17 protein-coding genes are annotated in these 25,847 nt (G+C 39.3%); 14 read left to right on the forward strand and 3 right to left on the reverse strand.

What is annotated here, in order from left to right:
• Positions 1–207: 207 nt before the first annotated feature.
• Together dbpA and ACJZU6_RS16715 are read left to right on the forward strand one after the other, a co-directional pair.
• Positions 208–1,593 (forward strand): ATP-dependent RNA helicase DbpA, encoded by a 1,386-nt coding sequence (dbpA, locus tag ACJZU6_RS16710; RefSeq protein ID WP_080156431.1) that lies wholly within the window; start codon positions 208–210, stop codon positions 1,591–1,593.
• 249 nt (positions 1,594–1,842) lie between these two features.
• Entirely contained in the window at positions 1,843–3,633 is a 1,791-nt protein-coding gene (locus ACJZU6_RS16715) for a cation:proton antiporter (RefSeq protein ID WP_408901449.1), read from the forward strand.
• A 65-nt stretch (positions 3,634–3,698) separates the two neighbouring features.
• Here ACJZU6_RS16715 and ACJZU6_RS16720 read toward each other — a convergent pair whose 3' ends face one another.
• Entirely contained in the window at positions 3,699–5,270 is a 1,572-nt protein-coding gene (locus ACJZU6_RS16720; RefSeq protein ID WP_408901450.1) for an arylsulfatase, read from the reverse strand.
• 384 nt (positions 5,271–5,654) lie between these two features.
• On the opposite strand from ACJZU6_RS16720, the gene ACJZU6_RS16725 reads away from it, so the two are divergent.
• From ACJZU6_RS16725 to ACJZU6_RS16765, 9 genes are all read left to right on the forward strand, one after another.
• Positions 5,655–7,202: an arylsulfatase gene (locus tag ACJZU6_RS16725; protein WP_080156428.1), complete on the forward strand. Its 1,548-nt coding sequence runs from the start codon at positions 5,655–5,657 to the stop codon at positions 7,200–7,202.
• Positions 7,203–7,431: 229 nt separating this feature from the next.
• The gene (locus ACJZU6_RS16730; protein ID WP_408901532.1) at positions 7,432–9,627 is read left to right on the forward strand and encodes a tetratricopeptide repeat protein; all 2,196 of its coding nucleotides are present in this window, start codon (positions 7,432–7,434) and stop codon (positions 9,625–9,627) included.
• Positions 9,628–9,711: 84 nt separating this feature from the next.
• A complete protein-coding gene (locus tag ACJZU6_RS16735; protein ID WP_080156426.1) occupies positions 9,712–10,710 on the forward strand; it encodes a MoxR family ATPase in 999 nt (332 codons plus the stop codon).
• An 8-nt stretch (positions 10,711–10,718) separates the two neighbouring features.
• Positions 10,719–11,654: a DUF58 domain-containing protein gene (locus ACJZU6_RS16740; RefSeq protein ID WP_408901451.1), complete on the forward strand. Its 936-nt coding sequence runs from the start codon at positions 10,719–10,721 to the stop codon at positions 11,652–11,654.
• Positions 11,654–12,190, forward strand: coding sequence for a DUF4381 domain-containing protein (locus tag ACJZU6_RS16745; RefSeq protein WP_408901452.1), 537 nt, complete (start codon positions 11,654–11,656; stop codon positions 12,188–12,190). Before ACJZU6_RS16740 ends, ACJZU6_RS16745 begins: the two co-directional genes overlap by 1 nt.
• Entirely contained in the window at positions 12,180–13,277 is a 1,098-nt protein-coding gene (locus ACJZU6_RS16750; RefSeq protein ID WP_107276668.1) for a VWA domain-containing protein, read from the forward strand. The genes ACJZU6_RS16745 and ACJZU6_RS16750 overlap by 11 nt, the downstream gene beginning before the upstream one ends.
• Positions 13,270–14,973, forward strand: a complete 1,704-nt coding sequence (locus ACJZU6_RS16755) for a vWA domain-containing protein (protein WP_408901453.1) — start codon at positions 13,270–13,272, stop codon at positions 14,971–14,973. Before ACJZU6_RS16750 ends, ACJZU6_RS16755 begins: the two co-directional genes overlap by 8 nt.
• Positions 14,973–16,310 carry a hypothetical protein gene (locus ACJZU6_RS16760; protein ID WP_408901454.1) on the forward strand — a complete coding sequence of 446 codons (1,338 nt, stop codon included), beginning with the start codon at positions 14,973–14,975 and terminating at the stop codon, positions 16,308–16,310. The genes ACJZU6_RS16755 and ACJZU6_RS16760 overlap by 1 nt, the downstream gene beginning before the upstream one ends.
• Positions 16,311–16,390: 80 nt before the next feature.
• The gene (locus tag ACJZU6_RS16765) at positions 16,391–17,290 is read left to right on the forward strand and encodes a LysR family transcriptional regulator (RefSeq protein WP_080156420.1); all 900 of its coding nucleotides are present in this window, start codon (positions 16,391–16,393) and stop codon (positions 17,288–17,290) included.
• A gap of 60 nt (positions 17,291–17,350) precedes the next feature.
• On the opposite strand, the gene ACJZU6_RS16770 is transcribed toward ACJZU6_RS16765, so the two are convergent.
• Together ACJZU6_RS16770 and ACJZU6_RS16775 are read right to left on the reverse strand one after the other, a co-directional pair.
• On the reverse strand, positions 17,351–19,045 hold the full coding sequence (locus ACJZU6_RS16770; RefSeq protein ID WP_408901455.1) for an alkaline phosphatase family protein: 1,695 nt from the start codon (positions 19,043–19,045) through the stop codon (positions 17,351–17,353).
• Between the two features lie 34 nt (positions 19,046–19,079).
• Complete coding sequence (locus ACJZU6_RS16775; protein WP_408901533.1) at positions 19,080–19,835, reverse strand: formylglycine-generating enzyme family protein; 756 nt, start codon at positions 19,833–19,835, stop codon at positions 19,080–19,082.
• 231 nt (positions 19,836–20,066) lie between these two features.
• Between ACJZU6_RS16775 and ACJZU6_RS16780 the strand changes: the two genes are divergently transcribed.
• From ACJZU6_RS16780 to ygjK, 3 genes are all read left to right on the forward strand, one after another.
• Positions 20,067–21,386, forward strand: coding sequence for an anaerobic sulfatase maturase (locus ACJZU6_RS16780; RefSeq protein WP_107276664.1), 1,320 nt, complete (start codon positions 20,067–20,069; stop codon positions 21,384–21,386).
• Positions 21,387–21,443: 57 nt separating this feature from the next.
• Entirely contained in the window at positions 21,444–22,448 is a 1,005-nt protein-coding gene (locus ACJZU6_RS16785) for a tetratricopeptide repeat protein (RefSeq protein WP_241956897.1), read from the forward strand.
• Between the two features lie 683 nt (positions 22,449–23,131).
• Positions 23,132–25,762: an alpha-glucosidase gene (gene ygjK / locus ACJZU6_RS16790; protein ID WP_408901456.1), complete on the forward strand. Its 2,631-nt coding sequence runs from the start codon at positions 23,132–23,134 to the stop codon at positions 25,760–25,762.
• Positions 25,763–25,847: the final 85 nt, after the last annotated feature.

Raw genomic sequence — 25,847 nt, forward strand, 5'->3', positions numbered from 1 at the left:
TAATTAGGACTGCTGTGGTAGCATTTTCAAAAATAAATTATGTTTGCTAAAATAAGCGTGTTTATTTATAGCATTGTCAGCGTAGTCATTAGCTGTTAGTGTCGCAGCCCTTATGCATGTGTTATAGCGTGCAACCTTATATTAAACAGCATATCGACACCTCTTTTTACGGTGAGATGGGTATGTTGACGTTTACAGGACATCATTTTGAGTCAGACGGCATTTTCTACCTTAAATCTTCATTCTGATCTATTGAGTAACTTAGACTCTTTAGGTTATGAAGCAATGACACCTATTCAAGCTCAGAGTCTTCCACTTATTATTGATGGCAAGGATGTCATTGCTCAAGGTAAAACAGGATCAGGTAAAACCGCAGCGTTTGGCTTAGGATTATTAAATAACCTTAATGTAAAACGTTTCCGTGTACAGACGTTAGTATTATGTCCAACACGTGAACTTGCCGATCAAGTGGCTAAAGAGATTCGTCGTTTAGCGCGTGCTATTCATAACATTAAAGTGCTGACTTTATGTGGTGGTATGCCATTTGGACCTCAAATTGGTTCATTAGAACACGGTGCGCACATTATTGTGGGTACGCCTGGTCGTATTGAAGAGCATGTTCAAAAAGGTTTCTTATGCCTTGATGAGCTAAACACGTTAGTGCTTGATGAAGCTGACCGTATGCTAGAAATGGGTTTTCAAGACTCATTAGACGTGATTATTGATGCCGCTCCAAGTGATCGCCAAACATTGTTATTCAGTGCAACTTACCCAGATCAAATTGCTTCTATTGCAAAGCGCATCATGAAAAACCCAGTGCAAGTAAAAGTAGAATCTAGCCATGACGATAGCAGTATCTCACAGCACTTTTACAAAGTAAGTGGTAATGAAGCGCGTTTAGATGCTGTGCGTTTATTATTGAATCAGCATCGTCCAGAATCATGTGTGATCTTCTGTAACACCAAACGTGAAGCACAAGAGATGTCTGATGACTTAGAAGACTTTGGCTTCAGTTCTATTGCATTGCATGGTGACTTAGAACAACGTGAGCGTGACCGTACTTTAGTTCTGTTCTCTAATAAAAGTAAATCAATCCTAGTGGCGACTGACGTTGCAGCTCGTGGCTTAGATATTGATAATCTTGATATGGTAATTAATTACCATTTAGCACGTGATACAGAAGTGCACGTTCACCGTATTGGCCGTACTGGTCGTGCGGGTAGTAAAGGTATTGCATGTTCATTATTTAGCGATAAAGAGCATTACAAAGTTAAATTACTTGAAGATTATCTTGATCGTGACATTGAAGGCGAAGCTTTACCTGCCGGTAATTTATTAGATCAACCGACTTTCCGTCCTGAAATGATCACGTTAATGATCGATGGCGGTAAGAAGCAAAAAGTACGTCCGGGTGATATTTTAGGCGCATTAACGGGTGATAAAGGTATTGCGGGCGCAGCTGTGGGTAAGATCAATGTATTTGATCACTGTGCTTATGTTGCAGTTAAACGTGAGGTCGCTCGTGAGGCTTTACAAAAATTAGAAAAAGGTCGTATTAAAGGTCGTAACTTCCGTTCACGTCAACTACGTTAACTGACATACCAGCCCTTATAACCATTATAATTATGCCGATGTTGTGCTTTGTAAATAAAGCCACCATCGGCTTTTTTGTTATTGTAAAACAGAATAATCATAATGGTTGCTAGTTTATTGTATCTGTATTGTGATTTAATTGTAGCGTATGTGCATACATTGTCTCTAAATTAGCATTCTCAAGCTAATGATTTAAGGGGATGACATCGTGCTGCTATTTGTGTTGTATTTTTTAAAGAGTATCCATTTATGCATCAAGAAATGATTGGATTGACGATTGCAGGCCTTGGGGTACTAGGGCTTGGATGTCAATGGCTTGCATGGCGTATGAAATTACCCGCGATTTTATTATTGCTTATTGCTGGTTTATTAATTGGCCCTGTGACAGGCATATTTAACCCTAATATTCTGTTTGGTGATTTACTGTTTCCACTGATTTCATTAGCCGTGGCCGTAATTTTGTTTGAGGGGAGCCTAACCTTAAACTTTGCTGAAATAAAAACGGTGCGAAAAAACGTAAAAAGTATTGTTACTATTGGTGCGATTATTACATGGGTTATTACCAGTATTGCAACGCACTATTTATTAGATTTCAGTTGGTCATTGGCGTTCTTGTTTGGCTCTATGACTGTTGTAACGGGGCCAACAGTGATAGTGCCTTTATTACGGACAGTAAGACCACAAGCTAAACTTGCCAATATTTTACGTTGGGAAGGAATATTGATTGACCCTATTGGGGCGATCTTTGTGGTGATCGTATACGAGTTTATTGTTTCTAGTAGCCAAATGCACAGCCTTGAAGTCTTTGGTTTAATGCTGTTGGTTGGACTCGTCATTGGTGCTGTAGCGGGGTGGTTTATCGCTTATGTGCTGCGTAATCATCTTTTACCAGAATATTTACAACCGTTTGCTGTATTGGCCGTTGTGTTGGGCGTGTTTGCTGGCGCGAATGTGCTTGAATCTGAAGCTGGATTATTAGCTGTTACCGTTATGGGTATGTGGCTTGCTAATGCAAAAGATGTTGATATTCGCCATATTCTTCACTTTAAAGAAAACCTGACTATTTTATTAATCTCAGGGTTATTTTTAATTCTAGCATCCCGTATTCAATTGGCTGATTTCCATGCATTAGGTTGGGGGGCTATTACGTTATTTGTGGTGATTCAATTAGTTGCAAGACCTGCGTCTATTTTTATTTCGACAATGTTTAGTCAGTTAGCATTTAAAGAAAAATTATTTTTAGCTTGGGTTGCACCTAGAGGTATTGTTGCCGCAGCAATTTCAGCTTTATTTGCATTGAAATTAATCGATGATGGTGTTGCTGGAGCTCAACTGTTAGTACCACTGACTTTCATGGTGATTATCGGCACGGTGGTACTACAAAGTTTAACTGCTCGTCCTATTGCTCGTTTATTAGGGGTTGCTGAACCATCACCAAAGGGCTTCTTAATTGTTGGCGCTAATGATGTTGCGCGAGAAATTGGATTAGCGCTTAAAAAATACGATTGTCGAGTGGTGATGACTGATTCTAACTGGGATTATATTCGCGCAGCTCGAATGGCCGGTTTAGAAACCTATTATGGTAATGCGGTCTCTAGTCATGCTGATGAATATTTGGATTTAATTGGGGTGGGCCATTTGTTAGCACTTACTCCAGATAAACACTTTAATGCAGTTGCCGCCAGCCATTATGAAACAGATTTTGGACAACGTAATATTTTTCGTTTAAATGGTCGTCGGCATAATAGTGGCCTAGAGAAGCACTCTGCGACTCAAGCTCACAGCGGATCGGTTCTATTTGGCGATGATATCAGTTATAAAAAATTGGCGAGTTTAATTAACCAAGGTGGAGAAATTAAACACACTAAATTAAGTGATAACTTTACACTGGAAGATTATTTTCAGCAGTATAAAGGTTCATCACTTATTCCATTGTTTGCGATTGATTTAAAGCAAAATCTTGTTCCGTTTACCGTCACTTCAACGCAAGAAGCAAAAGCGGGATGGACGATTGTCGCTTTAGTTAAAGAGTCGGCATAGCAGTTATTTTTTACGATAAAATAAAAAAAGCACCGAAATGGTGCTTTTTTATTGTTTGTAATTAACTACTTAATGTTTAATTTTTCCATTTGTTGTTGCAGCTTATCTAATTGCTGCATTTTCGCTTTTAATCCAAGTGACTCAGCGTTGATGGCAGCAGGATTCATTTGGGTACTTACCTGCATTGGGTAATTAGGCAGGGTCTCAAAGAATTGGCTTAATACGTCTTGCATGGGTACGAATAACCACATGTTGTCAGCCATCCAACGTAGATACATTCCAGATTCATGAGGCGCTTTTTCAAATGGGTCTGCACGTAGATGGATAATCTGAGGCCAGTTTGGTGATTGACGAACGGCATTTGAGATATTGCCATCCATTACGGCGAAATTCAGTTTCCAATCTTTCCAGCGCACAGCATTTAACTCACCATTAGCCGTGAAATAAAGCAGTGATTCACGTGGTCCTTTATCTACTTTGCCTTCAAATAGTGGTTTGAAATCGTAACCATCAATATGAACTTTAAATTCTTTGCCATTGGCTTTATAGCCTTTAGCCAGTTTTTCTTTTACATCTGGAACACCAGCAGCATCAAGTAAGGTTGGAAGCCAATCTTGGTGTGCCATCATTTCATTAATTTTAGTTCCAGGTTTGATTGTGCCCGGCCAACGTACTAACTGAGGCACACGCATACCGCCTTCCCATGTTGTGCCTTTTTCGCCATAAAATGGTGTAGCACCGCCATCAGGCCACGTTACTGTTTCAGCGCCATTATCGGTGGAATAAATAACGATAGTATTATCAGTAATGCCGAGCTCATCAAGTTTATCCAATAAAATACCCACTTGATCATCATGTTCCATCATGCCATCTGCATAAATGCTGACACCTGATGCGCCACGGTATTTTTCTTGCAATCGTGTCCAAACGTGCATACGTGTAGTGTTATGCCAGATAAAGAATGGTTTATTAGCTTTAACGGCTTTTTCCATAAAGGCCAAAGAAGAACTTAGGAATTCTTCATCGGCATGCTCCATACGTTTACGTGTCATTGGTCCGGTATCTTCGATTTTACCGTCAGCATAGGATTTGATTACACCACGAGGGCCATAGTTTTTATGAAATTCTGGATCTTTAGGGTAGTAATAGGTCTCAGGTTCTTCCTCGGCATTTAAGTGATAAAGATTACCAAAAAATTCGTCAAAGCCATGGTTGGTTGGTAAATGTTTATCTTGATCGCCTAAATGGTTTTTACCAAATTGTGCCGTCATATAACCCTGATCTTTTAATAGATCAGCGATAGTTGGTGCCCAATCAGGAATGCCATGCTCCGATCCAGGCATACCGATAGTTAACAAACCGGTACGGAAAGGTTCTTGACCTGTAATAAAGGCGGCACGTCCAGCGGTACAAGATTGTTGTCCATAGTGATCGGTAAACAGTGCCCCTTCATTAGCTATTCTGTCAATATTGGGGGTTTTATATCCCATCATGCCTTGGTTATAAGCACTGATATTCCAATAACCGACATCATCACCAAAAATGGCAAGTATATTCGGTTGAGATGCAGCCATTGTTGATCCTGACGCGGCAAGTAGTCCAATACTAAGTGCAATTTTATTAAGGTGATTCGCCATGCATAAGTCCCATTAGTTGCGATTAATTTTAGGTACTCTAAGTGAGTAATAAAAATGCGTCGCTTTATAGGCGTTATAACCAAAAGTTATTATTTCTATTAACATATTGATTTTTATTAGTTTTATATGTTTTTACGATGAGCATGATATTGCTGAAAAGTGAGAGCTTTATCTCATGTTTTGGTGATATAAGTTTATTTTTAATAGGTACTTAGGATATTGCTAATCTATTTTGTTGATATTAATAAGATTGTCAGTAACGGCGTTATTTGTTGCATTTTTTCGCTGTTAAATGTGACCTGTGTGTTAATTCATGTTAGCTAAAATGTACTCTCTGAGCTATACATTTAAAGGTGTTTTTTACTCGTGTATACAGGAGTTTATATGACAGTTAGAAAGGGAACTCAACGCCGATTAAGTATTTTAGCGGCCGTTTTGATGGGCGCTTCTGGCTATTCTGTTGCAGCAGAAAAGCCAAATATATTAGTTATTTGGGGCGATGATATTGGGCAATCTAATATTAGTGCTTATACCTTTGGTCTGATGGGATATAAAACGCCTAATATTGATAGTATTGCCAAAGAAGGAATGATGTTTACCGATTATTATGGTGAGCAATCGTGTACCGCTGGACGTTCTACATTTATTACTGGGCAAGGGGTGCTTCGTACTGGATTAAGTAAAGTCGGATTACCTGGCGCTGATATTGGTTTACAAGCCGAAGATGCAACCATTGCTGAAGTACTTAAACCTCAAGGTTACATGACGGGGCAATTTGGTAAAAATCACCTCGGTGATAAAGATGAAATGCTACCTACAAACCATGGTTTTGACGAATTTTTTGGTAATCTTTATCACTTAAATGCAGAGGAAGAACCTGAAAATATTGATTACCCTAAAGATCCAGAATTTCGCAAAAAATTTGGCCCTCGTGGTGTCATCCATTCTTATGCTGACGGTAAGATCGAAGATACCGGCCCATTAACCCGTAAGCGTATGGAAACGGTTGATGATGAAACGGCGGCTGCCGCGATTGATTTCATGGGACGGGCAGTGAAAGCGGATAAACCTTTCTTTGTGTGGTGGAATGCAACTCGTATGCACTTTAGAACCCACGTGAAGCCTGAGCTTCAAGGTTCAACCGGTATCAGTAATTATGCTGATGGTATGGTTGAGCACGATAACCATGTTGGTGAATTATTAAAAGCGGTAGATAAGCTAGGCATTAAAGATAATACCATTGTCTTTTATTCAACTGATAATGGCCCTCATATGAACTCATGGCCAGATGCGGGTACAACACCGTTCCGTAGTGAGAAAAATACCAACTGGGAAGGCGCATACCGTGTTCCTGCAATGGTTCGTTGGCCGGGTAAGATTCAGCCTGGTGTTGTATCCAATGAAATTATGCACCACATGGATTGGCTACCAACATTTGCAGCCGCAGCAGGTAATGACAAGATTAAAGAAGAGCTAAAAGATGGCACTAAACTCGGTAATAAGAGTTTTAAAAACCATCTTGATGGTTATAACTTCTTACCTTATTTAACAGGAAAAGAAGACAAAGGACGTCGTGATGAAATCTTCTACTTTACCGATGATGGTGATTTAGCGGCGCTGCGTTATAACAAATGGAAAGCCGTGTTCATGGAGCAACGCGCGAAAGGTACTCTTCAAATCTGGGCTGAACCTTTTGTGACCTTACGTGTGCCTAAACTATTTAATTTACGTATGGACCCATATGAAGTGGCTGATGTGACGTCAAATACTTACTATGATTGGTTATTAGATCACGCGTATATGTTTGTTCCGGCACAAGCGTATGTAGGCAAATATCTAGAAACCTTTAAAGAGTTTCCACCACGTCAAAAAGCGGCAAGTTTTAGTTTGGATCAAGTAATGGAAAAACTTCAACAACCGCATAATAAGTAATTAAGCATTGACTAATATTTGGGCTCTTCGGGGCCCATTTTCATTCTAGAATAAGCCGCTTTTATTCACATAAAGACTAATGTAAATGGAAAATTCATCCGATATAAGCTATATCTGAAGTATCGCTATAATATATTTTAAATACAAAGGGTTAGTTAATATCAATACAAGGATGTATATGATTGATAAAACAGTATTCGCTATTTTTTGCCAAGTATGGATAAGTCTAATGATGTTGACATCAACGGCTTTTGCTGCGGATTTTGTAGGTAGTGATCAGTGTATTGATTGTCATAACGATCAAGTTAAGGCATGGCAAGGGTCTGATCATGACATGGCGATGAAACACGCTGATAAAAACAGTGTGTTGGGTGATTTTAATGATGTAACGTTTACATTTAAAGGCAAAGTGAATCGTTTTTTTACTAAAGGCGATCAATATTGGGTCAATATTGAAGGGCCTGATAACCAGTTTCATGATTATAAAATTAGTTATACTTTTGGCTTTGAACCACTACAGCAATATATGGTGGAATTTGACGATGGACGTATTCAATTGATTCCATTTGCTTGGGATGCTAGAGCGCAAGAGCAAGGAGGACAGCGTTGGTATCATCTTTATCCTGAAATGGAAAATACAGACGCGTTTTATTGGACTAACACTGGCCAGAATTGGAACTTCATGTGTGCAGATTGTCATTCTACCGATGTTAAGAAAAATTATGATGCTAAAACGAATACTTATAACACCCAATGGTTTGAAATAAACGTTGGTTGTGAAGCTTGTCATGGGCCTGCCAGTGATCATATTTCATGGGCTAAAAGTGAGCAAAAAAACACTACGGCTCATTATGGTTTTGAACGTGATTTAAGTAAGTCTGTCAAAGAATGGGTGTTTAAAGAAGGGCATTCAACTTTGCAGCCCAAAGAAATTCAACTTACAGATCAAATAACGGTGTGTGCGCAATGTCATAGTCGTCGAGTGCAATTAAATGAAGACCAAGCCCACGTTAAAGGTTCACTGCTAGACAGTTATTTGCCGAGCTTAATTACGTCTGAGTTATACCATAATGATGGTCAGATTTATGATGAAGATTATGTTTATGGTTCTTTCATGCAGTCAAAAATGGCTGAAAAAGGGGTAACTTGTACCAACTGTCACAATCCGCATTCAACCAAATTAGAGATTCCTGAGCAGGCCGTCTGTAGTCAATGCCATATAGCATCTGAATATACGCCCGAAAAACATACTTTTCATAAAGCAAACACGGAAGCGTCACAATGTACCACTTGCCATATGCCTGAAACGACGTATATGGGAGTGGACGCACGGCGTGATCATAGTTGGCAAATTCCCCGTCCTGATTTAAGTAAAAATATTGGTACCCCCAATGTCTGTACTCAATGTCATCAACAACAAGATGATGCTTGGGCAGATAAACACGTTGGTCAATGGTTCCCTGATTCACCTTATCGAAATCAACAACATTTTGCGGTCGCATTTTATGCCGCAGATATTAATTATCGAGGCGCAGGTGATGCACTGTCTTACACCGCTCAAGATATAAAACAAGCGGGGATCATTCGTGGTTCAGCATTACAGCGCTTAGGTGCTTTTCCAAGTAAGAATACGGTCGTAGCTTTGGGGCGGGCGATAAAACATGACGATCCATTAATACGTTTAGGCGCAATTCAAGGCTCCGCTGGATATTCAGCTTACGATCGGTGGCAGATATTATCGCCGTTATTAACCGATAAGGTACTTGGCGTGCGAACGGAAGCGGCAGGAGCATTAGCGGCATATTGGCCAGAGTGGAACCCATTACAGCGAGAACAGTTATCTCCAGCATTAGATGAGTACATTGAAATTCAATTATTTAATGCCGACAGAGGCTTTGGAATGACGAACTTAGGCAATGTTTATCGTGCTCAGGGAGAATTTAAAAAGGCAGAACAGGCATATTTAAAGGCAATAAAAGTTGAGCCTTATTTTGTTAATAGCTATGTCAATCTTGCTGATTTATATCGAGCGCAAGGCAATGAAGTTAAAGGTATTGAATTAATGCAACAAGGGATCACCGCGCAACCTAAATCTGGGGTATTACGCTATAGCACAGGTCTTGCATTACTACGCCTAAACGACAAAGCACAAGCATCCACTTATTTTGAACAAGCGACAGCCGTTGATCCTCAAAATGCGCAATATTGGTATGTTTATGGTCTTTCTCTAGAACAGAGTAATACCAATCAAGCAGCAACTGCATTAGCAACAGCGTTCAGTTTAAGTGCAAATCCGCAACATTTATTTGCCCAGTGTGATCTGTTGTTAAAAGCGAAATCATCACAAGCAAAAGTCTGTATTACTCAGTTGGAACAATACGCCCCTAAAAATGTCATTGATGCACTCAAAAAACGGCTTTATTGATGAGGTCTATAACCAATAGTTATGGCGGATTTGATTAAGATAATACGTAGTCAATCATCAGGTAAGTGGGCATAAGGAGAAAACATGAATCAAACTCAACAGGCTATTACAACGCTTATCTCTCAAGTCGAGGCATCGGTGATTGGTCAATCCGATGTGGTTCGTGCACTTGTTATTGGGTTATTAACGCAGGGACACGTTTTACTTGAAGGATTACCCGGCACGGCAAAAACACGCTCAGTTAAGTCATTGGCGGATAATTTGCAGACCTCATTTGGACGAATTCAATTTACGCCTGATTTACTGCCTTCCGATGTAACAGGAACTGAAGTCTATCAAGAATTAAATGGTAAACCGCAATTGCATTTTCAAGCAGGACCTATTTTTAATAGTATTGTGCTTGCTGATGAAATTAACCGCGCACCCGCAAAAGTTCAAGCGGCGTTATTGGAAGCGATGGCAGAAAGAACAATAACCGTCGGTGATAAAACGCACGTATTACCAGAACTTTTTATGGTGTTAGCAACGCAAAACCCCGTAGAACAAGAAGGAACGTATCCACTACCCGAAGCGCAAATGGATCGATTTATAATGAAGGTCAGCGTTGATTACCCTGATGATGACGCTGAACTTGAGATTATTCGTCTTGTGCGCGGTGAAGAAACCGATCCTAAGTTAACCGCTGAGATTACAAAAAATCATACTAATACCAATATTCAATTAGATCCCTCCATTGTGATGCAAGCACGAGCTGAGCTTGCGCTGGTGGAAATATCTGAAATTAGCGAACGTTATATTGTGGCGTTAGTGATGGCAACGCGCAAACCTGAACGTTATTTAGCATCGTCACTTTCTCGTTGGATAGAGGTGGGAGCAAGTCCTCGCGCTTCAATTGCATTAGACAAATGTGCCCGTGCTTATGCATGGCTACAAGCGAGAGATTATGTTGAACCTGATGATATTCGAGCAATGGCGCACGCGGTATTAGGACATCGGATTACGTTGAGCTATGACGCATTAGCTGATGGTGTGACTCAACAACAAGTGATAGATGAATTGTTGGATTATGTTGTTATTGGGTAGGGCTTTTTATGAGTAAAAAAAGCACAGATAGCCGTATTCATTGTGAATATAGCCAACTAATTAAATTACAATCTCAAGCGGGATTTTTCAGTTTATTACCCAATTTAAAAGCAGGTACAGCGTTGTCGGGTCGCCATTCGTCTATTTTTCGAGGACGGGGGTTAAATTTTGAAGAGTTACGACATTACCAATTAGGGGATGACATTCGTAATCTTGATTGGAAGGTGACGCTGCGAACGGGAAAACCCCATGTTCGCTCATATACCGAAGAGAAAGATCGTAATTTTATTATTTGTGTCGATCAACGCAGTAGTATGTTCTTTTCATCCATTGATACCATGAAATCTGTGGTTGCCGCAGAATTAGCGGCATTGACCGCATGGCGTATTCTTAAAGACAGCGATCGCGTTGGTTTTATTATTAATACCCCTCATCAAATACATTGGTTAAAGCCAAAGCGATCTCAAGCTGATCTGCTGCATCGATTACAGCTATTGTCTGATGTGAATCAATCGCTTGATGTCAGCAGTAATGATAACTATGAGGTTGGATTTACTCAATTTGTTACGTTATTAGGTCGTTTGAAACTCAAAGAAGCCACCATCATTATTTTAAGTGATTGGCATGGAGCCACGGTTGATGAAATTACCCATCTGAAACATCTACAAAAACATAATGATGTATTAGGGGTATTAATTTCTGATCCTTTTGAATCTCAGTTTCCATCGCAATACAGCCATTGGGTGGTGGGGGATGGATCGTATCAACTTAATTTAAGTGATGCTAAGCGGTTTGACTTAGCCAATAAAGGCTTAGGTAAACATCAAGATTTAAAGAAAGAGCAATTAATTCAACTGATGGCGACAAAAGGGATGCCATTGATTGAAGCAGATACGTCGGGTCATCATCTTGAACAATTTAAACGTGCAATTGGAGGCCGATAATGAGCATTCATGCGCCACCTAGTAATTACATGTTAAGAAATATGAGTGAGGTGACAATACCTGATCATGTGAGCTGGTTTCCTCAAACTATTGGCTGGAAAATTGTTGCGGCTATTTTGATTGTTGTTGCTTTATATTATGTTATTCAATCGATTAGGTTGTGGTGGAATAACCGTTACCGCCGAGAAGCAATGGCTCTGATGAGCGTCATGCAAGCCTCAATAAATAGCACCAGTATGCCATTATCATGGCCTTTAGATGTATTTGAAGTGATGAAGGCGGTATTAATTTATCTTAACCCTCAAAAAAACAATACTTTTGGTGACCAATTCCTCAATGATTTAGATGAGTATCGCTCACCACAAACTACACTCTTTAATGATGATCTTGGTCAGAAGTGGATGCGGTCTTTGGTGCAAAAACAGTGTCTATTATCCAAGCAAGAATTATCAGCACTAATGACATTATGCCAGCAATGGTTAGTCGAACATGGTGAACTTCATTTAAAGAAAAATGGAGGCCAAAATGTTGTTTAGTCAATTGGAGTTAGTGAATCCATATTGGTTATGGCTATTACCATTACCGATTATTATTTATTGGTTTATTCCCGCTTATCGCACCCGTCAATCAGCGATAAAAGTGCCTTTTTTTGATGTGCTAGTCCAAGCGTTAGATGAAGTACCGTCTGAGGGGGCAGGTCAGTTAAGAGCCAGTTATTGGCAAAAAGCCTTGCTTATTATTTCATGGTGCTTATTAATTTTTGCATTAACTAAGCCGACTATTTTAGGACCACCACAAACACGAGAAAGTCTAGGGCGAGATGTGATGGTGGTTGTAGACTTATCCGGTTCAATGGCTGAGCGAGATTTTGTCTCAAAAACAGCATCTGATAATGGCGGTATTCAAAAAATATCGCGCTTAGATGCAGCGAAAGAAGTATTAGCTGATTTTGCAACAACGCGTCAAGGAGATCGCTTAGGGCTGATTTTATTTGGTGACGCAGCATTTGTACAAACACCGTTTACAGCCGATCAAAAAGCATGGTTAGCACTCTTAAATCAAACTGATGTGGCAATGGCTGGTCAAAGTACCCATTTGGGTGATGCAATCGGGCTCGCGATTAAAGTGTTTGAACAAAGTGCATCTGCTGAACTTTCTACTTCAACTGACTCCCAACACCAAAATGAGAAACCCCGAGAGAAAGTCGCGATTGTATTAACTGATGGTAATGATACTGGTAGCTATGTTGAGCCGATTGATGCCGCTAAAGTTGCTGCGGCTAAAAATGTTCGTATTCATATGATTGCTATGGGGGATCCTACAACAGTTGGTGAGAAAGCATTAGATATGGATGTGATTAATCGGGTTGCGGAAGTATCTGGAGGGCAAGCATTTCAAGCCATTAATCGAAATGAGTTAGAACAAGCTTATGCGGCAATTGGTAAATTAGAGCCACAGTTATATGAAAGCACCACATATCGACCTAAAAAGTCGGTTCATCAATATCCAATTATGTTAATTGTGGTGATGTATCTGTTTGGATTTGGGGTTGCAACGATGAGGCGACAGTTGACACCATCGTTAAATAAAACCACGCTACACTCAGGAGAAAAACATGTTTAATTCCCTGATGTGGCAACAAATTGTCGATAATTTTCATTTTATTCGCCCATGGTGGTTATTGCTCTTGGTTCCTTTGTCCATTGTGATTTATTTACGCTGGAAACAAGATTCAAACAATGAATGGCAGCAACAACTACCGCAACATTTGCGTCAAGTTTTAACCATTGGTGATAGTGGTTGGAAAAAACAATTACCGCTGAAGTTGTTAAGTGTATCCATGCTGGTGGCCATTATTGTGTGTGCGGGTCCAACATGGGAACGTGAAGCTTCACCTTTTGGGGAAGATAAAGCCGCTTTATTGATTGTGCTTGATAACAGTGAATCTATGTTACAAAAAGATCTTGCCCCTAATCGCTTAGAACGTGCGAAACAAAAGATTCGAGATTTAATTGCATTACGTCAGGGGGGGAAAACTGGATTAGTCGTTTTTGCAGGTTCAGCGCATTTAGCGATGCCATTAACCAAAGATGATGCTGTTTTTGCGCCTTTTTTAGCGGCGATTCAGCCTGATATTATGCCAGTAAAAGGCAAGAGCGCCGAAACAGCGCTAGCGTTAATTGAACCGCAACTAAGTACTGAAAATGTAGGTACGGTATTGCTCATTACTGACGCCGTTAATTCGGTAACAATTGAAGCGTTTAAAGATTATTTTGCCGTCAGTCCTCATCAATTATTGGTGTTAGCGGCGGGCAATAAAGACCGCATCAGTAATGAACCTCTTGATTTGGCATCACTTAAGTCCCTCGCAAAAAACACGCAAGGGAGCGTAGTGGAAGTGACCATTGATGATAGTGATATCAAGGCACTTAACCGTAATATTGAACGCCATATGCAGTTAAATAATGAATCTGCAATGCCATGGAAAGACATGGGGTATTTTTTGCTGTTTCCCGTGATGTTATTGATGTTGTTATGGTTTAGAAAAGGGTGGTTAGTCAAGTGGTGTTTAGTGGCCGCTATTGTGTTTCCAAGTTTTTATTCAACGATCACTTATGCGGAAACCGTAAGCCTAAAAGCGGTTACAAATGAGCCGATAGCCGATGTGACGATGTGGGATAAAACAGTACATTGGTGGATGAATATTTGGTTGACGCCGGATCAACAAGGGCAATGGTATTTTAATCAATTTGATTATTTAACCGCAGCAAAGCGTTATCAAGATCCTCTTAAAAAAGGCATCGCTTATTATTATGCGGGTGAATATAAATTATCTCACAGTACTTTTTTACAAGTAAAAACACCCCAAAGTCTTTTTAATGCTGCGAATGCCCTCGCAAGGCAAAGAGAATATGTTGCTGCGCGTGATCTTTATCAGTTATTGCTTGATAGCGGTGAACTTGAAACGGAATTAAAAGCACAGGTCGAGAACAATTTAGCCATTATGCAAGGCATCGTTGATGAAGTAAATCGTATCAGTGAAAGCCAAAAAGGCAGCACTGATGGTCCTGAAGAGTCGTTTGAATTAGGTGATGATAAGCCTAAAACAGGGGATGGCGCTGATGAAAAAGTGGATGCTGCAATGATGGCAAAAGAGACGCTTAATGCGAACGAAATATTAGGTAGTCAAGCACTGGCTGATAAATGGTTACGTCGCGTAGAAGCTGATCCTAAGTATTTTTTACGTGCTAAATTTCAATTGCAGCTTCGTTCGCAATCAGTGGATATAAAAGATGTGCCTAATGAGGAGATTAAATAATGCCCCCCTATAATGCTCCCCATTATTTTCAGCGCTACGTTGTCTATATTTTGGTTATGCTTACATTGCTGTCGATAAGTGTTAATGCACAAGCAAGCACGGCCAATATGCTTGATAAATCAGATCAAGTGACAATAAAAACATGGTTAAGTGATACAGAGAATATTCACAAAACAAAAGACAGTAAGACGCCAACCTATGCCGTTAATCAACAGATTATTCTCTATATCGAAGTGATTACACCGCGATGGTTTACTGGTGGAACGCGAATCGCACCGATTGAAATACCCAATGTGGTGGCTAAACAGCGCAATCAATTAGCGATGAATTTTACCGAAAAAAAAGAGGGGATTACCTGGACCCATCAACGTTGGGAAATAACATTATATCCTCAAGTTGAGGGACATTTTGTGGTGCCCTCAACGGCTGTAACGGTACAAGTGTCACGTCCTAATTCAACCAATGCCACAGGGGTTTTATATACCGAACCACAGGCGTTCTCCGCTATTATTCCATCAGGATTATTAAGTGATCAATCGGTATGGGTTTCAGGGCGAGATTTCTCGGTTGAGCAGCAATGGAGTCAATCTAACCCTGAATTAAAAGCAGGAGATGCGATCACGCGTACCTTGATTGTAAAAGGGTCAAATACCTTAGCAATGCTGATTCCAAAACTGATTCAACCAATAGCGACTGCGGATTATCAAATATATCCTCAACCCAATCAATTAAGTGATTCACAAACCCGTGGTGATTATTTTTCTGAACGAAAAGAATCGACTGTTTATGTACTTCAAAATGGGGGGCAAGTAAGCTTTCCTGCTACTCATTTAACGTGGTGGGATACTGAGACTCAAACTTTAAAAACTATTAAGCTTGAAGGGCAATCTTTTCATGTATCTCATACAGTCAGTTCATGGTTGCATCAATATTGGCATTGGTTGGTCACATTAGTAACAGCTATTGTGGCGATAGTGATGATAGCGTTTAAAACCGTCGCCTATTATAAAACACACCCGTTACCGGCTTGGTTTATCTATGCAAAAGCAATAAAGCATCAACGGTGGGGCCAAGTGAGAGTGTTACTTTACCGTGCATTAAGACGTCATAACGATCAGTTACAATTAAAGCAATACTGTGACACTGTCGATTGGCAACAAGATGCAACTCAGTTTCAATCGCACGGTATTACAAAAAAGTTATCACTGTTTTTATGGCAACAGATTACTCAATCAGGGCGAGGTTTGAATGCTATTCGTGCAAAGTGTAAGCCCAAGCCTGTTTTCCCTCATTTGAACAAACAACGTACAAAATATAAGAAAAATAAAGAGCATTAACACAGAAATGAGATGGAGCTGTTGTCTCTTCTTGGCTGCGTTATACAGTAATATTAATTAGATTAGTAATATCAATCCTTATGAAAAGTACAGAGCTTAACCTTATACCTATTTTTGTGGCTATTTATGAAGAGAAGAATCTATCTAAAGCCGCATCACGAATGAATGTTAGCCAACCCGCGGTCAGTAAAGCACTTAAAAGGTTACGTGAAATTTATAATGATCCTTTATTTCATCGTAATACCACAGGCGTAGAACCGACAGTCTTTGCTACTGATATTTACCCTGCAATGTCGACTGCATTAAAAAATTTCACATCGACTTTGTCTGCATCGAGAGAATTTGATCCTAAAATATCGAATCGTATTTTCTCTATCGCGGTTGTGTCGACCGTGAGTTATTCATTAATACCTAAGTTAATGCAACAAATTCGGTTATGTGCGCCTAATATTGCGTTAGAAGTTCATCCTCAATTTACTGAAGATCTTGAATCTGATTTACGCTTACAGCGCTATGACTTAGTCATTGATTTAGCCCTTCGTGGACGTACAGTTTTAAAGTCTGAAGTTATTTATACCGAAAGGTTACGGGTTGTTTGTCGTGAAAATCATCCTCGTATTGGTGATTCTATTTCATTAGCTGAATTTTTAAGTGAAGAGCATGTTGCAGCCTCACGGTGGCATAGTCGTAGTAGTTTGTTGAATGCGGATGATATTGGTGAACTTGAGGCAAGAAATATTGTTATAAGAGCGGCTGGTGCATTTGAAATGATGCCTATTATTGGCTCAACAGATATGATTGGTATGTTGCCACAATCTGCGATTGATGATTTAGGTGCGTATTATAAATTGAAAGCGCTTGATTTACCGTTTGATGGTCAACAACATGATTTATGTACGATTTGGCATCCAAGTCGTACTGCTGATAGTGGTCATCGATGGTTAAGACAACAAATAAAAAAAGCAGCATTAACTGAATAATGCTGCTTTGTTATTTAAAGCGTTTTATTGTTATTTACGAGGTTGATATAACTTCAGAAGTTAGTTTTTGATCACTTCCGTTAATATCTGTCCTGTTGCGCCGCTAGGTTGTGTAATGCCTAAGATACTTGATAGTGTCGGGGCAATATCATAGGGCGTGATCTCACGGCTAATCTGTTTATCATCAATATTGTATCCCGCGAAGATCACCGGTACATAGGTGTCATAACGCCACGGTGAACCATGAGTAGAGGCGATAGTTAAGCCATCCATGTCATTGATAAAGTTTCGTGGCTGGTAGACGATATAGACATCATCTGAACGTGCTGGGTGATAGTTATTTTTAACCAACTGCATAGTATGCGTATTCGGTACTTGGTTTTTCTCTATATCAGTACTGGTAACGGCGTATGCAATTCCGTTTATTTTTAACAGTTCTTCTGCAACCACCATCTGAACTTTTTCAAGCGAGACGCCTTTCTTTTTTATGACGTTATGGTTTAGGTAAATATAAGGCTGAGCATACAAACGAATGGCATCCTTTCCTAAACTAAATTCAGTTTTTAAACGTGTCAGTAATTGAGGGGAGATTAATTGTTTTTGATCAAAGGTGGCTGGTTGGTGGCCCCCTAATGCATTAACAACCGCTGGTGCTTCTGATGCACCGTGATCGGCAGATAAAACAATCAGGGTATTTTCTAATCCAACCTGTTGATCAATATTCTTTAAAAGCTTGGCAATGGTTTTATCCAATCGAATTAAGTTATCTTCTGTTTCTAAGCTCGTCGGGCCGTACATGTGAATGACATAATCGTTAGATGAAAAGCTTACCGATAAATAATCAGGAAACGTCCCTTTGCCTAAGTTTTCTTGTTTTAATAATGTGCTCGCAAAGTTCTCGGTGAGTTCATCACCCGCAGGGCTTACTGTTAGCGTGGTGCTGTAATATTTATTGTCGACTGAGCTATATGGGTGAGGGAAAGTGCGTTTAAACCCATCGAGGTCAACTTTATAGTCTGGATTGCTCTCTTTAACCGTGTATTTCTCTGGGGGAAGAGAGAGCTCCCAACGTGTATTTGAATATTGATCAGCCAGTTTTTGTTGATTCCAATCTGTTACCCATTGTGGGTATTTATCGTAATAATAATTGCTGGTAACAAATTCTGATTGTGCTTTTGAGAACCAAAAGGCTTTGCCTAGGTGGCCTCCCAATGAAATAGCGCCTCTATCTTTTACTGATACTGAAAATATTTTCGATACGCCATTATTTGAAATTGCTAATTCATCACTAAACGTTGTCGCCAGAATTGGATCTGGTGATCGTCCATCTTTGGTGGCTATTTTTTGGGTAGGATCTATTTCTGTTGCTTTATTGACGCCAGCACCGGCGTTTAACATTTGGTAATTGCCGTCTTCGACATTATAAACCAAGCGTTCTTTATTACGGTCGTACCAAACATTACCCACCATGCCATGAACACTCGGGGGAGCACCCGTAGCGAGAGATACGTGGCCGACAATGGTTTCAGTATTGCCGTGTTGATAATATGCATTGGTATAATAAGTGCCATTATCCATTAAATAACGAAAACCATCGTTACCAAAATTGGCTTTATAGCGTTCAAGTAAATCACCTCTTAGTGCATCAACCGTAATTTGTACTACCAATTTAGGTTTTGGCGGGGCTGCGAGAGAGGTTATTGGAATAAGTAACGCACTTGTGAGCGTTATATAACATAATATTTTATATTTCATGATGGATTCCTTGCCAATATACGCGGGGAGCGTGTTATTTTTTTACGTCTTTTACTAAACGTAGTCCTATATCTGACATGATGATAGATTGGCTTGCAAAATCACGACGGTAGTTTTCAGACTCTTTGGCGTTATAAGAAAAACTGCTACCACGGACTGATTTATGGGCTAACCCACTGGCTTCTTGACGCGAATTTGTTGGGTTAGTTTGTGGAGAATAACGATAAAAATTATCATCATAAGCATCACTTACAAATTCTCCGACATTGCCTGTCATGTCGTATAACCCTAGTTCATTGGGCTGTTTCATTCCAACTTGATGAGCCTTATTTTTTGCATTTTTTGAATACCACGCCACATCTTCAATATTATTAGATCCACTGTAAATATAACCTCGGCTTAATTGACCCCCGCGCGCGGCATATTCCCATTCAGCTTCCGTTGGTAATCGGTATGTTTCACCTGTGATTTGGTTGAGTTTTTTAATGAAATAATTGGCTTGTTGCCAACTTAAATTGTTCACCGGAATATTGGGGGATTGGAAATAGCTTAAAGATGACCCCATGATCGATTCAAATAATTGTTGGGTGACTTCAAACTTAGCAATATAGAAATCATTGAGAGTAACAGCATGCGTCGGCTTTTCTGATTTTTTAGCTTGGTTTGAATCTGATCCCATTAAAAAGCTACCGCCACTGACATAAACCATATTGTGATCTATCGCTTGAGCAATTGGGTGCGGTGGCGCTTCAGCACAACCTATTAGCTGTGAGCTTAGTAACATTGTCATTAATGATATTTTGATAGTGGGCAAAAAAGAAGTGCTAAACATGATGTTCTCAACAGTAATGATTGACCATTTATCATACAGTGAAAGAACTTTCTAAATTGGAATAATACATATAACTAATTTGTATGTTCTTTTTGTTTATTATGATGTTAGAACTTGTTTTGTTATTTAAATTGATAAAAATATTAGACGAGTTTGTATTATTAAATTTGTTATAAGATAGGAATTAGAATGATTATTACTCAAGGTCCTCAGTACAAAGGTAAAGCCTCGAAGCGATTACATGTTATGGCCAAACCCATTGGGGCTGTGTGTAATATTGATTGTACTTACTGTTATTATCTGAGCAAAGAAGACTTACTTGACTACAAAAAAGGGTGTTCTCCACAAATGGATGATGCCACGCTAGAAACCTATATTCAGCAGTATATTGAAGGTCAAAACACCCCTGAAATTATTTTTTCATGGCAAGGTGGTGAGCCGACATTGCTAGGTTTGGATTATTTTAAAAAGATTGTGGTATTACAGCAAAAATATCAACCTGAAGGCGTTATTATTTCCAATGACCTTCAAACCAATGGCACATTATTAACCCCACAATGGTGTGAGTTTTTGGTGGAAAATAATTTCTTGGTCGGACTGAGTATTGATGGTCCTGAGTTATTACATAATGCGTATCGTACCAATAAAGCTGGTCGTGGCACATTTAAGCAAGTGATGAAAGCGGTAGATTTATTGCATCAATATGGTGTGAAATTTGCCACATTAACGTGTGTTAATAATCTCACTAGCCGCAACCCTCTTGACGTGTACCGTTTCTTACGCGATGTGGTTAAATCACCTCAAATGCAGTTTATTCCAATTGTTGAACAAAAAAGTTTTCGAACTGTTGCGCCTCAAACGGAACAGACTAGTGCTCAATTGTGTCAAGGTGATAAACGTTTAATACCCGGTAATAAGCAATCAATAATGGAACCTTGGTGCGTGTCAGATCAAGCATGGGGTGATTTTTTAATTGCTGTGTTTGATGAATGGACGAAGAACGATGTAGGTAAAGTGTTTGTTCAATATTTTGAGGCCAGTGTGGAGACATGGATGGGGAGAAAAAACCCATTGTGTACGCTAGGTGAAATTTGTGGCAAAGGTTTGGCAATGGAACACAATGGTGATGTGTTCTCTTGTGATCACTACGTTTATCCTGAATATAAAATTGGCAATATTCACCATCAGAAATTAGATGAATTGGCTTATAGCCGTAAGCAACAACAATTTGGGTTTGCAAAAGCGAAAACGCTGACAACACAGTGCCAACAGTGTGAGTATAAGTTTGCTTGTCATGGTGAGTGTCCTAAAAATCGATTCATAAAGACCAAAGACGGTGAGCCGGGGTTAAATTATTTATGTGCGGGTTGGCAAAAATTCTTTGCTCATGCAGATAAATCAATTGCTTATATATTGAATATGTTAGGACATTCGGTGCAGCAAGGTAAATACAGTGATGCCAAGCGATTACAAGCACAACGTGCGGCTGTTTATCATACTAAATTTTAATATTTTTCTCTGCTTAATAGCGGTAGATCAAGACGGTTATAGTATGGAGTGTTATCAGTGACTAATACGATAAAAAAATATGCAGTGATAGGATTAATGGGAGTGTTGAGCTTTTCTATTCCGTCCTATGCTGCCATCGATGCGACAGCTGCAAATCAAGTTCAGAATATGCCAATAGAACAACAACTTGCATATATTGCTCAAAATAAAAATGAAACGATTGAAAAACGCGCTGAAGCACTGCGCCAATTAGCTCAATATCCTAATCAAAACAGTTTAGTTGCTGTTGCTCGTGCTTTGAAAGAACCGAGCCCTGTTCTTCGTCAAGCCGCAATTACAGGGGCAAACTTATATAAATTTGAACATCGGTGGCGTCTGCTTGCACCACTTTTAAATGATCCAGAGTTAAGTGTTCGTCGGGCTGCTACGGTAAATTTGTTACGTAATTACTCGGCGATGAGTACCGATCAGAAACATAAAATGGAAGCGCCATATCAGAATCTTGTCGCGTATTTGCAGCATCAACCGGAGCAGCAGTTGTTAATGGCTGATGCCTATCGTTGGCATGGTGACTGGAAAAAAGCAGACGTTATTTATCAACAATTAGTCATACGTGATCCGCAAAATAGCCAAATTTGGCTGAATTTATCTGATAATTATCGTGCTCAAGATCAAGATGAAGAGGCTTTGGTTGTTTTAAATAAAGCCACTAAGCAATTATCAAAAGATGCGAGTCTATATTATGCAAAAGCATTGACTCAAGTGCGTTTAAAGCAAAAAAAATCAGCGGCTGAATCAATGACAATAGCCACTTCGTTGGCGAATAATAATAGCTATTATTGGTATCTTAATGGTGTGTTACATCAAGATATTGATGTAACTGTAGCGATCGCATCATTTGAAAAAGCCTATTTGATTTCTGGTGCACCAGAACAACTGTATGCTTTGTGTGATATTTATATTAGACATGGTAATGAAAAAGCGAATGCATGTATCGTGGAGCTAGCAAAAGTAGCACCGAAGTCAGTAATTGAAGAACTAAACAAACGTCGTAATTTATGATGTTGATATCAATGAAATTTACTAAATAGATAGACATCATTATGTTTTTATCTTAAAGCCGAGTATTAGTAAAATACTCGGCATTTATTTTTTATATAGCATGTATTTCAATAAAAACGGTCACAGAGATAACTAATATATAAAATAAACGTAATAGTTGTACGTTGGTGATCATTTTTGCCAGTGATGAACTTCACATTTTCATTAAAAAAATGATTGTTTAACTGTTACGTTATTTACTAAAAATGGTTACAAAAGTTACATAAAGTGCTTTTGGGGGGTGTTATTATTTTTTTGGATAGAGGATCGCATTCATCTTCTTTATTGAACTGATTTTTTGTATCAGCATCACATGATTTTCAGGATAAATAATAGCCTCACGCTTATTTTATAAGCTTATTAATAATTGAATTTTTTATTCCTTTTAGGTCTTATTTTTATAGTGTGATATTCCTTCCTATATAAGCTCTTTTTTTAATAAAAAGTGTTACAAAATGTTTCTGTCATTTTTTTGTGCTCTATTTTAGTAAAATAATAAACGTGATTTACCTCAATTTTAGTTGTTTTTTTTACCTTTATTATCCACCGTAATTGCAGAGTACGGGTTGTATTCTGCCCATAAAAAAATAGCTGTACGAATAATTATAAGATGCAGCTCATCATTAAATCTCGGGGGATTTTAAATGATTAAACAATCGACGGTAGCAAAAAAAACCTTATTAGCAGCGGCTGTGAGTTCGTTAATGTTTACTGCTGGGTGTAATACTGATGATAATGTAAATTCAATCAGTGAAGAGAAAGACAAACCACAGATAGCATTGAAATTTAAGAATATTCTTGATCGAACTGGGACACCTCAACATTTAGCTGAAGTGGGTGTCGGTGGTCATATGGCGTATACACCACTGCATGATGACGGTGCATGGCATGGGCATTTATTACCGGATTTAAAAGCACACCCTGAAAATAAAGGTGGCTTTGGTGCGACAGCTATTACTGAAGAATATAATACCTCTGTCGCCGAATACTTTGATAAGTTATCAATATTAAAAGCAGGTCAGCCAGTAGATTTTAGCGCGGAGGCTCATAGTATTCCGGGCGCATTAATTCAAACAATGACAGCCGACGGTATTAAAGTTGAAATGAAGTTACAGTTTGTATCTTCACGCTCATCGATTGTTGAAACGATTATTACTAATACGACGGGTGAAAATTTAGAACTCGTGTGGGACGGTAAACTGGTTGACGGTTATTATGCCAAAGATGGTAAACCTGATCCTAAATACAAGTCTACGGTTGCTGAACAATTACCTAATTTGACCCGTGTAATGACATCGAATGATAGCGGTGACATTGATATTGCTTTTGGTAAAGAACGTGATTCATGGATGGTGCGTACCAGTGGATCTTCTGCGTTTAATATTCAGCGTAACATCACCGCAGACACCCATATTAATGGTTTAGAGTACCAATCAGTGGCTAATATTGGTGCTGTTGCTAATAAAACTATTTATACCGTATTTAGTCATACGCTGACCGCAGCAGAATGGCAAAAAGAACAGCCAATTGTTAAAGATATTTTGTCTAACCCAGTCCATTACATCAACGCAAGCACTACCCGTTGGGAAAACTATCTAACTAATGGTCTTGTTAATAAAAATGCGACCTCAGAACAAGAGCGCGTTGCTGTTAAAGCGATAGAAACCTTAACGGGTAACTGGCGTAGCCCTGCTGGTTTTGTTAGCTACGATACGGTGACACCATCAGTAACTGCACGTTGGTTCTCTGGTAACTTAACATGGCCGTGGGATACCTGGAAACAAGCGTATGCGATGGCACATTTTAACCCTGATTTAGCGATGAATAACATTCGTACTGTGTTTGAACATCAAGTAAAAGCCGATGATATATTACGTCCTTATGATAAAGGCTATCTACTGGATGTGGTTGGTATGAACATGTCTAAAGAGCGTGGTGATGCGCTTGGTTTAACTGAAATGAATGATTCGCAGTCATGGAATGAACGTAATACTAAACCATCATTAGCGTCATGGGCGGTGTGGGAAGTTTATACAACCTTAAAAGATAAATATAACCGCGCTGATGATGCTCAAGCGTGGTTGGAAGAGATGTACCCTAAATTAGTTGATTACCATAATTGGTGGTTAACAGCACGTGACACCAATAATAACGGTATTCCTGAGTATGGTGCTGCGGTTGATCCTGCACATACAACCGAAGATGGTCAGTTAATCTATGAATATAAAACGGCGGCTGATCCTGATAACTGGATTCAAGCTAAAGGCATTACTGAATATAATAAATTATTAGAATCATTTAATTATATTGATATCCATAGTCCTGCACAAACAGCGGCATCATGGGAGTCTGGGCGAGATGATGCTGCAGTGTTTGGTTTTATTGACACGATTGCTGATGCTCAAGGTTTAACAGACCTTAATGAAATTGCACTTGTTGATCAACTCGGTCGCTATGCTCATAAACAGCATGGGTTTGATAATTCGTACCTTGTGGATGGTGAAAAAGTAACGTACGCCAATACGACGGACGATAATACGGCTAAATTAAACCAAGCGAAGAAAGATTGGCAGGTTAAGTTTAGTGAAAACCGTGATGATAGTGGTCAGTTAGTGGGTTATTCACTGATGCAAGAATCTGTTGACCAAGCGTCATATTGGTACAGTGATAATAAATTCTTAGCACAAATTGCGACTGCATTAGGCCGTAATGAGGCTGCGGCTGATTTTACTGCAAAAGCAGTGGAAACGAAAAACTACATTAATCAGTGTATGTTTGATAGTCGCACTGGTTTTTACTATGACATTAATATAAATCCTACTGAAGCGGCGCAATTAAATAATGGTTGTGCGGGTAACCCGATTGTTGCGCGTGGCATGGGGGCTGAAGGTTGGTCACCATTGTTTAATGGTGCGGCTGATGATATGACTGCCGCTGCTGTTGTGAACAATATGATGGATACCACGAAATTTAATACTAAAGTGCCATTAGGTACAGCAGCAAAAGATAACCCGGCTTATGGGGCAGATATTTATTGGCGTGGTCGTGTATGGGTTGATCAATTCTACTTTGGTGTAAAAGGTATGACGAACTATGGTTATACTGATCAAGCGAATGAAATGGTTAATAAGTTATTTAAAAATGCAGAAGGGCTTACTCTAGATCGACCAATTCAAGAGAACTACAACCCAGAAACGGGAGCCGTACAAGGTGCAAATAATTTCTCTTGGAGTTCAGCGCATTTATACATGCTTTACAATGATTTTCTAAAATAAGGCAATCAAGCTTTATTGAGTAGAAGCAGGGTACTTTTCCCCTTGTATCCTTTAAATCACGCCAATACATATTTGTGTATTGGCG

Source organism: Photobacterium piscicola (genome assembly GCF_046058925.1).
GTDB classification, from domain to species: Bacteria; Pseudomonadota; Gammaproteobacteria; order Enterobacterales; family Vibrionaceae; genus Photobacterium; species Photobacterium piscicola.

Coding starts and splice junctions, on each gene's coding strand:
- ACJZU6_RS16715 (WP_408901449.1), top strand. CDS start 1,843: ATGCATCAAGAAATGATTGGATTGACGATTGCAGGCCTTGGGGTACTA.
- ACJZU6_RS16720 (WP_408901450.1), bottom strand. CDS start 5,270: ATGGCGAATCACCTTAATAAAATTGCACTTAGTATTGGACTACTTGCC.
- ACJZU6_RS16725 (WP_080156428.1), top strand. CDS start 5,655: ATGACAGTTAGAAAGGGAACTCAACGCCGATTAAGTATTTTAGCGGCC.
- ACJZU6_RS16730 (WP_408901532.1), top strand. CDS start 7,432: ATGATGTTGACATCAACGGCTTTTGCTGCGGATTTTGTAGGTAGTGAT.
- ACJZU6_RS16735 (WP_080156426.1), top strand. CDS start 9,712: ATGAATCAAACTCAACAGGCTATTACAACGCTTATCTCTCAAGTCGAG.
- ACJZU6_RS16740 (WP_408901451.1), top strand. CDS start 10,719: ATGAGTAAAAAAAGCACAGATAGCCGTATTCATTGTGAATATAGCCAA.
- ACJZU6_RS16745 (WP_408901452.1), top strand. CDS start 11,654: ATGAGCATTCATGCGCCACCTAGTAATTACATGTTAAGAAATATGAGT.
- ACJZU6_RS16750 (WP_107276668.1), top strand. CDS start 12,180: ATGTTGTTTAGTCAATTGGAGTTAGTGAATCCATATTGGTTATGGCTA.
- ACJZU6_RS16755 (WP_408901453.1), top strand. CDS start 13,270: ATGTTTAATTCCCTGATGTGGCAACAAATTGTCGATAATTTTCATTTT.
- ACJZU6_RS16760 (WP_408901454.1), top strand. CDS start 14,973: ATGCCCCCCTATAATGCTCCCCATTATTTTCAGCGCTACGTTGTCTAT.
- ACJZU6_RS16765 (WP_080156420.1), top strand. CDS start 16,391: ATGAAAAGTACAGAGCTTAACCTTATACCTATTTTTGTGGCTATTTAT.
- ACJZU6_RS16770 (WP_408901455.1), bottom strand. CDS start 19,045: ATGAAATATAAAATATTATGTTATATAACGCTCACAAGTGCGTTACTT.
- ACJZU6_RS16775 (WP_408901533.1), bottom strand. CDS start 19,835: ATGACAATGTTACTAAGCTCACAGCTAATAGGTTGTGCTGAAGCGCCA.
- ACJZU6_RS16780 (WP_107276664.1), top strand. CDS start 20,067: ATGATTATTACTCAAGGTCCTCAGTACAAAGGTAAAGCCTCGAAGCGA.
- ygjK (WP_408901456.1), top strand. CDS start 23,132: ATGATTAAACAATCGACGGTAGCAAAAAAAACCTTATTAGCAGCGGCT.